Below are 13,026 nucleotides of genomic sequence, written 5' to 3' on the forward strand. Positions count from 1 at the left end.
GGAAGCTGATATTACTTACCACTCTGTTCTGCGCCAGTAACAATTGGGTTACCAGTGATATCAACAATCTTAGAACTGTCTTTAACCTTGACAGTTATAGTGTTGATAAAGTTTGAACTGAGATCAAGCTTGCCGGCAGTAGCATCCTTCACATAAGCAACGATGTTACTTCCGTTAGAATTAATTTCGCTTCCGAAGAAGAGAACATCAGAACCTTGGTACTTACCAGCTTTAACATTGAACGATACATAGTATTTGTTCAAGTCTGTACCAGATGCGATGCGGTTACCCATAACAACCTCTGAATCATCAACCAGTACATTGTTGATTCTGAACTCAAAGTTAGAAGCACTCAAAGTTCCAGCGTCTTCTGAGTCAGTTGCCAAGTTCTTGATTTTCTCGGAGAATTCAAGAATCAGGGACTTACCATCATTTGCAGCTACAGCAGCAGATTTAAATGTTGGTTTAACTCTGTCTGTCAGGCTGATCTTTGTAGTAGATGCCACTACACCGTTACCTGCAGTATCAGCAATACCGCTAGCAACAAAGTCATAATTCTTAGTTTCGCTGATAGCAGATCCTGAGAACTGCACTTCTGCAACTGCATCAGTTGGAGCAGTATTTGGACCTTTCAGAGTCTTGATAGTTACATATGCATCTGAAGGGAGAGCCTTGCTATCGAGAGTGTAGCTGTTAGGATCTCTCAAGCTAGAAACATTCAGACCATTTTCGTCACTAGCATATACATAAACTGTAACAGTGCTGTTGCTAAGCGTGCTGTCATTGTGCTCTACTTTGTAAATTACTGGAGCCTTGTCATCAGCTGAAGCTGAAGATCCAGTCAGAGACAGTACAGTCGCTGCTAATGAATTCTTAGCGAAGGAATCATCTGTTACCAAGCCTTCAGGAATACGCAATGTATGCGCACCAGTAAATCCTTTATCCACTTGGTAAGTCACGCTCTTCTTATCGCTGGAAAGCACGCCGCTACCCGAAGGAATAGTGGTTGTAATACCACCAGTAGAATCATTGATCAGTGTCAAAGTTTTACCTGCAGCTGGGGACAGTACTTTCTCAGAGAACTTGACAACAAGACCTCTGCTTGAGTAAGTCACGCCAGTTACTGTTGGAGCCACTGTGTCCTTTGTGAAAGTAATAGCTTGGGTTACAGGAGTACCCAGAGTATTACCAATGGTATCCTTAACATTTGCTCCGAACAAGATGGAACCAGTGAAAGTGCTAGTGGCCATTGAGCCCAGTGGTGATCTCAAAGTAACTGTTGCACTGTCAGAAGTGTTTTCAATGGAGAACACGCCTTTGCTTTCGCCATTAGCATCCAGCAAACGAACGTTACCTACGAGAGAATCGCGGTTAACTTTCTTGTCGAATACCACTTCAACATAACGATCGCCAACTGGAGTTACGCTCTTGATTACAGGAGCATTAACATCAGAAGACACAGTTACACTTGTTTTAACTGGGTTTGGAGTAGCAACATTACCAGCGAAGTCAGAAACATTTGTCAGGGACACATCATAAGTTTGGCCACTTGTCAAGGTACCAGTAGTCAAAATGAAGGAATCATAAGTGTCACGAGCTACACTTGCAGCAGCACCGTTCACATAAGCAATCAGACCAGAAAGCTTAGTAGGTTCGCTGAATTTCACATAAACCTTATTAGTTGTCGACTTAGCAACAGCCGTAACAGAAGTTACTGTTGGAGCTACAACGTCAGCAACATTAATCAGATCAGTGAAGGCAGGAACTTCTTCATTCGCTGTAGTTCTAACATCTTTGCTAACCACTACAGTGTATTGACCTTTAAGGTAGTTAACTTCGCCTGGAACAGTAAGAGTAGCCTGAGTACCATCGCTGTTAAATACAACCTCAGCACCATCAACCACATTCGCAGTTGTCGATACCTTCACAACTTTGACAACATCATCAATCAATTTACCATCAGATACAATGGAATCCTCGGAAATCTGACGATTGAATTTAACAACCACTTGCTTCGAGTTTGGAGCTTCTACAGATACAACCTTAGGAGCCTGCAGAGTTACTTTTGCAGTGTAGTCCTTTTCAAGGTGTTTGAAGTTGATTGTTGTTTCAACGCCTGCTACCAGAGCAGTTGTCAGTTCAACAGTTGCAGTAGTTTTGTCAGAGAATGTTACAACTACTTTGGTTGGGCTTACTGCTTCAGCAGAAGCTACAGTCAAAGTAGGCTGGCTACCCATCTGATCAACAGCATATGCAGTTTGAACTACCAGAGCACGGTCAGCATTGCCTTTGAAGTTAACACTCTGAGCAATCAGACCTTCGTTGATTACTGCTTGCACAAAGCCTTTAGCCCATGCAGATGCATTGTTGTCAGTTGTAGTAGGCTGTTCCAGCTTCAGAGCACGGAACAGTACAGTTGCAACTTCTTCAACAGTTACTTTACCGTTGTAGTTGAAGATACCTTTAACAGTATCTTGACCCTGCATCAATCCTGCTGCAGTAACGGCTTCGATATAAGGAACAGCCCAGTTAGAAGCTGTGTAGCCTTTATCGCTGTAAGTCAGCTTGCCAGTTACTTCTTGAAGACCGAACAGTTTAGTAACGATCTTAGCGAATTCTGCGCGAGTCAGATCCTTTTCAAGGTGAGCCTTACCATCTGGGTATCCGTTCAGAATACCTTTTGCTGCCAGAGCGTTGAATGCTTGCTCAGGTGTTGCTTGTGCTGTTTCACCAAATGCTACAGAGGCAAACATCGAGAATGCCATTGCTGTAGACAATGCTACGGATAAAATTTTCTTCATAACCTTTTTTTCTCCTCCTTGGACATTCATAAACTGGGAATTTTCTTTAGTTGTGTAGCTCATATCACTCATTTGTCGAGCACCCCCTTTCCCGAGTTGAGCATATTAAGTATAAATAATGTCTGTGACGGGTATCACAGAAACTCGTAAACAGTCTCAAGGCATAGTAATACTAGATTCCTAATTCTACCTAAGTATTATACAATGTGCCTCTAGTCACGTAAAGCTTAATTTTTCCATTTGGCAATGCAGGCTGCCTGCTGACCGCTCCGCTACTGCCTTGTGCAAGTGACTCTACACCTTAAACGCAATAGTTTTGAAAAAGTTGCGCTTTGGTTGAAAAAACTTTTTTGAACCTGATGTATCCCGGCCCTAGATCTCTAGAAGATACAATATGTATGCTCTACTAACTATTGTTAATGTTGGGTGGCTACGGGAATCAGTATAGCATAGACACTTTCTGGACGTCATTAAGCAAAATTTGTTAAGTTTAACAGCACTTATTACCTATTATAAAGGATATATATGGGTACACCGTTTGAGCTAATAAGTAATTACCCACTACATATAAAGATTAACACGCTTGGGCGGTAACCAGCAAATTAAAAGGCTGCCGGTAACCCCGGCAGCCTTCCTCTGTTATATTCATAATTAGCGGATCTTCATGGAGAGCTGGATTAGCTCCTGGCGTTTCTCAGGGCTTGAATTCACGTTCTCATACATAGCATCAATGGCGGCACGGTTCTCGCGGTAGCTCTTCTCATGCTTGATTGTGGAATGGGACCACTCGATCAAGGCGTTCTCAGCGATCACCAGATCGTTGTAGGCGTCATGGAAGCCAGTAGCTTGAACCAGCTCTTCCATCACTTCCTGAGTAATCTCCATTACAGCACGTTTAGCCGCAATTTCCTTTTCCATAACCTTTGCTCTATTCTCAAACATATTCTTTGCTTTCATGTAATCCAATTGCGCCTTAGATAAAATCGGTTTCATCGATAGCTTTCTCCTTCTTGCATTAAATGTTTGTGCTTACAGCTTCTTAGGTCATTGTAACGCAAAGTTACACACAATTCAAAGATTTGTATTTGGAAAATGTAAAAGACAAGCCTCCCTCCCGTGGACGGGGAGTTGGAGGCTTTTTTTGCTTCATATATAAATGTAATTCTCTATAGTCTCTTCATCTTAGCCATAATCCGCTTTGCCATCACTGCCGCGTCCGCTCTGGTGAAATTAGCCTGCGGATCGAAGCGGAAGGTCGCTTTCTTCTGTCCCGCTACCAGCTTGTTCTCAATCCCCGACATTACACCGGCCTTGTAGGCGGCCAGGATAGATGGTGCTGAGTACACTGATACAATCGAGCCGGTATCCGTAAAGAGCTTCTGGAGAGCCGCCAGATCTTTAGCATTGTCGCCCAGCTTGAGGCTCATGGCCCGGGCGATCATTACCGCCGCATCTTCTCTGGAGAGTGTACGGTTAGGCGAGAAGATTCTTGGTGCCGTTCCCCGGATAATCCCTTTGCGGACCGCTGTCTCGATGTAACGGTAATCCCAGTGGTAATCGCTGTATCTCACCACATCGGAGAAGGTCAGATTATTAGGTTCATAATCCAGCTGTATCCCCATAATCTTAACCAGCATGGTAGCGAACTCACCACGGGTCACATTCTCATATACGCCGAACTCGTTCGCATCCTTGGCATTCATAATGCCTCTGGACAGCACGGTCTCCAGCTCGCTGCGCGCATAGGTGTGGGAGACAATATCGTCATAGCTGTAACGCAGACTCATTACTGTATAGTATCCGAAGCCGTCAAAGGTAGCTGTAATCGTCTTACTGCCGGTATTCACTACCCCGCCCATGTTGTACCAGGTTCCGTCGACATTCTTCCATACAGAAATATTGGAGGTTGCCGCATTAACAATACTCGGATCATATTTCAGCGTGATCTTCCCTTGCTGTGTAGGCTCCATCCATCTGCCCATATGCCCAAGGAAGGACTCATTGCCTTTCTTATATGGATGGGAAGCCACTACGGTTGAGTAGTCATTGATTGAATTCGCCGATACGAAATACCCCGGGTCAATCCAATACAGATTGGATGCATACCCGTAGTGAAGCTTAGGGGTCATGTAGGCAGCGGCCAAGCTGCTGGCAGGCACCTCAACCAGCTTGCCGTCCTGATAGCTTGTACCGTCGAACTCGCCCACCGGATTGTACTGCTTCACGGTACGTCCATCCTGTTTATCGGCAATGCCGAGCAGGATATACTGATCGTTGAACAGATTGATCTGTCTTGTATTGGTCGTCCCTGGTGCCGGGGTAGCATCCCGCAGCATCGTTCCTTTGGGGAATACAATGCTGACTGCATTCTGGAAGGCGGTCAGCTTACCGGAGGAGTTCAGCGTCGTCTTGAGCTGTGAGCCTTGCAGCACTTCATCCGAGTAGGTCACATCAAAGGAACCGTTGGTTTTGGTTGTCCCTGTTGTTACGGTGAACTTAATGGTGTTCTTACCTTTCTTCAGACCCTTAAGCTCCAGACGGAAGATGTCCTTGTTGCCCTTGACCATAGCTTCCTTGCCAATCAGAATGCTCGTTGCCCCTTCTGCCTGAATGCTGACATCAAGGAAATTCTGTTTGATAATGCCCTCATTAGGAAGCTTAGGTGACAGAATGCTGTAAGGAGGCACCTCACGGGTAATCAGCAGCGTCTGGGTAACAGCGGCCGTTCCCAATCTCCCTGTGATTACAAAGGTCTGCAGGCCTGTTGTCGGCAGCTCCTGGTTTTTAATGATAAATTCGCCATCTTTAGTAGTAGGTACTGTCAAATAGGCCGACTGTGTAGTCCATGATCCATTATTAGTATTGTCCGTTTTATAATCAGCCACAGCATACTGTTTGCCGTCCTTCATAACAACAACCTGGGTAGCGTTGCTAGCAACAAAACGGATATCCGCAGTAGATTGGTTGGTTGTATAATTCAGGTCTGAATTCTTAATAAATAACTTGTCCGGATCTGTAGTCTGACCTACCGGATATGGAGCAGCGCCATTAATATTAGGAGCATTATCCGGGAAGAAATAAACCGTAAGATTCGTTGATACCGGAACACCATTTGCCACACCTGTAATGGCAATTTTGTTCGGGCCTGAAACCATCGAAATACCAGCGGCATTATTAGTAATCGTGTAACTAAAATCATCATCCGCAATCGTTGGAGTAACTGTTGTACCATTAACAGTAATTTTAACTGATGCTTTGTCAGCAGCAGGGAAGTTCACCAATCGTCCCTTAATGGCACTGAAATCAGCTGCGTATTTAAATACCTGGTTATTGTAAATATTAGACACATCGATAAACGGGGCTGAGACATAATTAACGGATAATACTCTCGTATCAATAACCAACCCGTTTTTCTTCAAATCAATCTGCAGAGTCTGTTCCCCTGAAGGCATACCCGTAATCTTAAATACTCTATACCCTTGTGAGGTCTTCATTGTATTCCCATCCACAACAAAACGTGAGGAAACCTTGGTGCCATTCTGGTAAGAGCTGATCTCCAGATTATCCGGAGCTGTTGCGGTCTCGCTGGTCTTCACCATCAGCCACAAAGGAAGCTCAAACAGGTTGGAGTTTCCAGTGAATACGCCTGATGAAGAATACGTAATCGTAGTACTCCCTGATGGACTGTAAAGCTGCTCGACCTCAGTAATGGAAGGATCATTCGCATTACGGTAAGTGAAATCTAGCGGATTGATACCCTTGCCGTCATAGGTTCCATTGTTAGTGCTGAAGGTAATCACATATTTACCATTAGTTGAAATAGTGACATCATCAGCACTGGTATATTTAAAGGTGATGAACTCTCCCGATTTAGCTCCACTACCGATAACCGTAGCTTCATTATTCGTGATAGGTACACTGTTACCGGTAGTGGTATTCTTGATGCTAAAAGTTAAATTCGAAAGAGGCGGCGTCGCTGTATCCTCAGCCACTCTAAAGGTAATGGAGCCGGATAATTTACCAGTAACCTGAGTATCTGCACCTGTCGGGGATACTACCTTCCCCGCATCCAGTGCGTAAGAGCCGATTGTGGTTTTGTTCGGCGTCCCCTTATCAATCGGCGCATATACCACTTCGCGTGTTACCGCGTAAGTGCGTGTTCCCGAATCTGTAGTTGCAACAAAGGTCAGCTTGTTAAGCCCCGCCGTCAACGGGAGGTCGGCAATGACAAAGGTACTGCTGCCGCCGTTAAACATCTTGGTGTTGTTGACCATCACCTCGGTAGCATTAGGGGCTTCGAGCGTGAGTGTCAGTCCCGCAGTATTAACCATCGCAGGTGTATTCTCACTTAGCAAGGTGCCATCGGGTAGAGCAATATTATAAATGGCCGGCACGTTGGAGAAATTAACATAGGCCTCACCACTGGCCAGACTTCCTGTCGCGGTTGTCCCGTAAATGGTGATCCGGTTGAGACCCTGGCTTAGCTTCACATTTGGAAAACGGAAGAATTTCTCGTTCTCTATGATCGGCTTCACATCGGCGCCGCTTGCTCCCGGCACGTCATTGCCGTTCACGATCCCGTCTACCTTGTAATAAATGCTGTCGGCAGAAACCCCATTGAACGTACCTTCCACGTCAACCGTGCTTGTATTTACTGAAGTTGGGGCAGCCTTGTCTGTACTGAACTTGGTGAACTGGAAGTATTGCCCTGCCGGAGCATCCTCCGCATATACAGCGCCTGCTGACGAAAGTGTGGACAGCAGCATCACTACTGCCATGAACATACCGCCTATCGCCTTCAATCTTTTCTTCACGTAAGAAACCTCCTACTGCTATTTGGTGTATTGTCGGCCTGTGCAGCATTCCGCGTCTTAACCAACTCTCTATTTTTATCGGACAAGGATTGACTAATAATTAGCAAAAAAACAAAAAACCTTACTCCAGTGGAGTAAGGTTAGAAGTATCATGCAATTTAGAATGGATAATGGCAGATGTTCATTCTAAGATTTGGAGCTGCGCTCAGGATCGAGCTTCATCCGCATTCTCAGGAACAAGTCAATTACCGGACGTTTGGTCTTGCTGATGACACCCGTGATCTCTGCACCAATCTGCAGGAAGAAGAGCATCACACAGATGACTACAAAGGTAACCCAGTTGGCTTCGTACAGCGAAGCGGAGGTCTGAATGACAGCCAGGATACCGAAGAAAGCGGCGATGCCGTAAATGATCAGTACCGTCTGGCGGTGGCTGAAGCCCAGTTCACGCAGACAGTGATGAAGATGACCCTTGTCAGGCGCGAAGATCGGCTTCTTCTGCAGCTTGCGCCGTACAATAGCGAAGAAGGTATCCGAGAGCGGCACCCCGATAATCAGGAGCGGTGTGATAAACGAAACCACGGCAATCTGTTTGAAGCCAAGCAGCGCCAGCAGCGCCAGGCAGAAGCCCAGGAACAGAGAGCCGGTGTCGCCCATGAAAATCTTCGCCGGGTGGAAGTTGAAGAACAGGAAGCCGAGAATACTTCCCAGAAGCAGCAGGCACAGCAGGGCAACCATGGTGTTCCCCATCAGGAAGGCCATTACAGCAATGGTAGCAATCGCGATACCGGATACACCGGCAGCCAGCCCGTCCAGACCGTCAATCAGGTTCACGGCGTTCGTGACACCGACAATCCAGAAGATGGTCAGCGGGATTGCAATCCAGCTCTCCAGCGAGGAATAACTATTATGAAAAGGAATATTTACGAAGTCAACCGTGATGCCGAACCCGAACACAACGATGCAGGCTGCGGCAATCTGGCCCAACAGCTTCACCTTGGCTGACAGCTCAAACCGGTCGTCCAGTGCACCGATCAGCACAATCAGTCCGCCGCCGCACAGCAGCGCTTTGATGAAGCCCGATTCACGCGGAGTGAATTCATACGGAATAATCGGTAATACGGCAAGCAGGCCTAACACAAACGCCAGAAAGATGCCGAGTCCGCCGAGGCGGGGCATGATCTTCGTATGCACTTTACGGGCATTGGGCGTATCCGTCGCACCGATCTTCACAGCAAATCTCTTCACGAGCGGTGTCAAAAGCAGTGCAAGCCCCATGCACACAATAAATCCGGCGATGTATATGATTAACATTAGTCAAGTCGACCCCCATTTCTCTACCGCATTGAATTATACGCTGAACCAAAAACAAATTCCAATACTGTTTTTAGGCTGTTACACGGATTTTTTCAGTAAATATCCCCATTTCACTGTTCTTTTGTTACTTTATCTTTCTCTCGCATTACTTTTACTGCAAATTTCGGCAGCGCAAGCATTCTTTTGTACCGTGTGGGTTCCTTAATCAGCCTATATAACCATTCTGCCCTTAATTTCTGGAACGCTGCTGGAGCACGCCGGCTCTTGCCGGAGATCACATCAAAGCTGCCGCCGACACCCATCATAACCGGAATCTGCAGCCGGGACTTATATTTGGCGATCCATGGCTCCTGGCTGTCCGCGCCTCTGGCGACAAAGAGCAGATCAGGCTTCGCTTCAAGGATGCCGCTGATGATCCGCTCATCCTCTTCCAGACCAAAGTACCCGTCATGATATCCTGCGATAACAATACCGGGATATCTTGTTTGTAACCGGGAAGCCGTCTCGCGAATCACCTCAGGGGTGGAGCCGAGCAAATATACTCTCCAGTTATAGCTTTCACCCTGATGTAATAATTCATGTAAAAGATCAAAACCGGCCACCCGCTCGGCTACAGGCTCACGGCAATATTCCGCTGCCCACACCACGCCGGTTCCGTCAGGAACTACCAGCTCTGCGGATTTCATAATCTCCATATAAGACGGATTCTCCAGCGCCGCCATGACCATAATCGGATTCGCCGTGATGACCTGGTGCGGCTCACGCCGCAGGACTGCATCCGTCAAATAGGAGACCGTCGCCTTCATATCCACCTTCGACACCCGTATGCCAAAAATAGGCACTGTCGGCAATTTACTATCTGCTCTCACTAATCACTCATCCTTTATGGCTGAAATATCGCACAATGTTGCGGGCCGGAGCCTCGGCCGCTTCCACCAGAGCAGCAATCTGCGGCTCCCGCTCCTGCTTCCAGCGCTCTCCTGATTCAAGCAGCTCCAGCAGCCCGGCCGCCACCTGATCAGCATCAAGGTCAGCGGTGGAGCCGGCCGGACGGCAGGCAACCCGTTCAAGAAAATGATCGATCTTCGGATCATAAGAGACCCCCATCAGCGGAACGCGCCGGCCGGCCGCATAAATCAGACTGTGCAGCCGCATACCGATCAGCGCCTGGCACTGCCCGACCTCGCGCAGCATCTGCAGCGGGTGCAGCGTATCCTCGCGGATGCTTACCGTTCCTCCGCCTGCTTCAACCGCGCCGCCCAGCTTCTGCATGACATAGCGGGAAGCCTCATTGTCGGCAGGATGATGGAAGGGCAGGAAGCGCACATCAAGCGGCAGCTTCGCTGCCACCTTCACCAGCCCTGCTGCCAAGGCGTCCAGCTCCTGACGGGACTCCTCCCAGAAGCGCACGGAGACGCCAACATTGTATGGGCGGACCGCCAAATCAGGGCCACCCCCGTCTCCAAGGCCGGGTTCAGTCTCTGCATTCCCTTGCCGCTCCTCCGGCAGGGTAAGTCCCATCACCGGGTCGGGAACCACCTCAACCTTGTCCTGGCTGATTCCCATCGACTGAAGCAGCTGGCGGGACTGTTCATCCCGCACAGAGATATACGCACATTTGCGGAACACTGACCGGATCAGCGGATGGAACAGCTTGCGGTTCACCGGGCCGATGCCTTGCGAATAGATGAACACCGGCTTGCCCAGCCATTGCGCCAGCTTAATGATCCCTAAGTAATACGGAATCGTCTTGCTGCTGGTCACATCCTGAAGCAGGCTGCCCCCGCCGCTGATCAGGCCCGCGCTTTCAGCGATCGCCTTGCGGACCTCCCCCAGCTTCATCCGGTGCACGGACTTCACACCATAGGTAGCCGTTGTCCATTCCGGATCGATCGACAGCACTACAGGCTCCAGCGTAATGCCAGCCGCTTGGGACTGCTTATGCAGAGCATTCAGAATCGATTGCAGCACAGCCTCGTCCCCGCTGTTGCGGAAGCCGTAATAGCCGGAGATTATAATTTGCGGAGCAGCGGCGACCATCGTTTCCAACACCTTTCTGCAATTTGCCATACCCCTACAGCGATAAGCCCAATGATCAGGCCGAGTCCAAGACCGAGGAGGCCGCGGATCAGTGAGATCAACACCGGCGAATGAATATGGGCAAAGGTATCCACCATAGATAACTGGCCGATGACAGCAATAATCAGAATGAAGGCCGCATTCCGGTATTTATAGGCCATGAAAGCGCCCAGAATGAAGAGCGGATGGGCCAGCAGGAACTCTTTGTTGCGCGGTCTGACCCCGACGTTATTCTCCAGGAAAACACGGAGCATTTTCTCAGGTCCGCTTACAGTTCCGCTATTACCGGTCCGGCTCAAATAATACATCCCCACGATACCGATCACCCCAGCGGCAATAACCATAGCGAGCGTGATTGGAGTCCGCAGCAGCTTGCCGGTCTTGTTAAAGGCAAATTCCCCGCGGTACAGCAGCACATACAGCGCAGTAAGGGCAATCGGCGCCAGATGGAGCAGGCTTACCCCGCGGAATTGGTTCAGAACCAGGGAATACGTAATATTGTTCAGCAGCGCAATCACAAACGGCACAGCACTGAAGGTGATCAGCGCTGTCTTGATATACAGTACCACACTATGTGTCAGCCTGCGGCGCGGGCTCATTACGGTATACGATGACGAATCGGAACGCAAAGGCGGACCCATCTCGTTAATTTTGCGGATCGCCAGCACCATAGCTACGGTAGGCGCACTTATTGCGACTGCAAGCGCAAGCGCCTGTTCAAATAAGGTTGGCTTCAGCATCAGCAGCCCGGCACTGCCCACCAGCCCCAGCACCCACACCGGCAGCGTCAGCCAAGGAATGAAGTAGGAGACCAGCAGCGCAACCATTGCCACCGCTCCAATCACGGCAATTAACTTGAAATAACGCTGGAAGGAAGAGTCCTGTACATCAAATGCCGTAGCTTGTCCAAGCTTAAAACCATTGGCTTCAATCTTGGCAACCGCTCCCTCCGGTCCGCTGAGGCTCTCGATCAGATTATCCAGTGTATCCGTAATCGCCGCCTGCTTCGTATCCCTTGAAGGAATCGTATTCAGATAGATCATCCGGATGTTACGGTCCTTCGTTGCGAGTGCGAACTGGTCTGCAATCACCTCTGTCTTCAAGCTGGAATCAGCCTCGCTGAGGGAGCGCAGGCGCGTCACATTGTAATCCAGCAGATAGGCAAGCTTGGAGAAGCCCTTTTGCTGCACCTTGATATTCTCAATAGCCGCAATCCCTATGCCATGCTCCTTCAGGAGATCCGCGAAGGCAGTAATACTGCCCTTATCCGCATCATCATTGAAGCCCTTAACAGACTCACCTTCAAAAAGAATCCGCTTGACGCCAAGCTCAGCGTAACGGTCCAGCAGAGCCTTCATGGCCTCCTGATCGTAGGGCAGTGAATCTACCAGGCGGGGCACAATGGTGAAGCCCTTCTCATGCAGCATGTTCAGAGTGATCGGGTCCGGCTGCAGCGGCTTGAGCGTCGCATCCTCCAGCGGGGTCTCAATGATCAGCCCCTGCTGTCCGCGGTAATTCCAGTCTTCCGTCCGGATATCCAGTCTGCTGAAGGCATCCCGGATGACCGGTGAGAGCGCATTGCTGTTCTCCGCACTGGTGAAGAGGACATATGTATAGTTCTCATTCTCCGGAATCACAGTATCGGTAAGATTGGCGATATCCGCTGCTCCCCAGAGCATCAGCCGGCGGGCTTTGCGGAAATCGTCCAATGTATTTTCGTAGATCGCCATACTTTGAACACCGGCCGCCATCAGCCGGTCAAGCTGCTCGGAGATATAATCCTGCGGATTCTGCCGGTAGCTTGCTACCTCAACCAGGTCACGGTAATCAAAGACAAATTCAACGGTTTTGGAAGATTTCTCTGTCTGCAGACGGTCATAGACTACCGGGAGGGCGGCAATTACACCCACCACCACAATGATCCATAACCACTTACGTGAAGCCAGATTCCAGCGTTGCCATTTCTGCTGCACCAATAGTACCTCCTCATTCACTTTAAAGCGGATCAAATTGAA

General features: G+C 48.7%; 7 protein-coding genes. All 7 read right to left on the bottom strand.

Annotation, left to right across the window (positions count from 1 at the left end; genetic code table 11):
- Positions 1–11 precede the first annotated feature (11 nt).
- The 7 genes from MHI24_RS13820 to MHI24_RS13850 all read right to left on the bottom strand — a co-directional run bounded on the left by MHI24_RS13820 (position 12) and on the right by MHI24_RS13850 (position 12,984).
- Positions 12–2,873 (bottom strand): hypothetical protein, encoded by a 2,862-nt coding sequence (locus MHI24_RS13820; protein WP_340026163.1) that lies wholly within the window; start codon positions 2,871–2,873, stop codon positions 12–14.
- 579 nt (positions 2,874–3,452) lie between these two features.
- Positions 3,453–3,719, bottom strand: a complete 267-nt coding sequence (locus tag MHI24_RS13825; RefSeq protein ID WP_340026164.1) for a hypothetical protein — start codon at positions 3,717–3,719, stop codon at positions 3,453–3,455.
- Positions 3,720–3,967: 248 nt separating this feature from the next.
- Complete coding sequence (locus tag MHI24_RS13830; protein WP_340026166.1) at positions 3,968–7,615, bottom strand: S-layer homology domain-containing protein; 3,648 nt, start codon at positions 7,613–7,615, stop codon at positions 3,968–3,970.
- Between the two features lie 186 nt (positions 7,616–7,801).
- On the bottom strand, positions 7,802–8,929 hold the full coding sequence (locus MHI24_RS13835; protein ID WP_340026167.1) for an MraY family glycosyltransferase: 1,128 nt from the start codon (positions 8,927–8,929) through the stop codon (positions 7,802–7,804).
- A 113-nt stretch (positions 8,930–9,042) separates the two neighbouring features.
- Complete coding sequence (locus MHI24_RS13840) at positions 9,043–9,801, bottom strand: WecB/TagA/CpsF family glycosyltransferase (protein WP_340026168.1); 759 nt, start codon at positions 9,799–9,801, stop codon at positions 9,043–9,045.
- A 7-nt stretch (positions 9,802–9,808) separates the two neighbouring features.
- Complete coding sequence (csaB, locus tag MHI24_RS13845) at positions 9,809–10,972, bottom strand: polysaccharide pyruvyl transferase CsaB (RefSeq protein WP_340026686.1); 1,164 nt, start codon at positions 10,970–10,972, stop codon at positions 9,809–9,811.
- Complete coding sequence (locus tag MHI24_RS13850; RefSeq protein WP_340026169.1) at positions 10,945–12,984, bottom strand: DUF5693 family protein; 2,040 nt, start codon at positions 12,982–12,984, stop codon at positions 10,945–10,947. Before MHI24_RS13850 ends, csaB begins: the two co-directional genes overlap by 28 nt.
- Positions 12,985–13,026: the final 42 nt, after the last annotated feature.

The sequence above is a fragment of the Paenibacillus sp. FSL K6-1096 genome, from assembly GCF_037977055.1.
Classification (GTDB): domain Bacteria; phylum Bacillota; class Bacilli; order Paenibacillales; family Paenibacillaceae; genus Paenibacillus_AQ.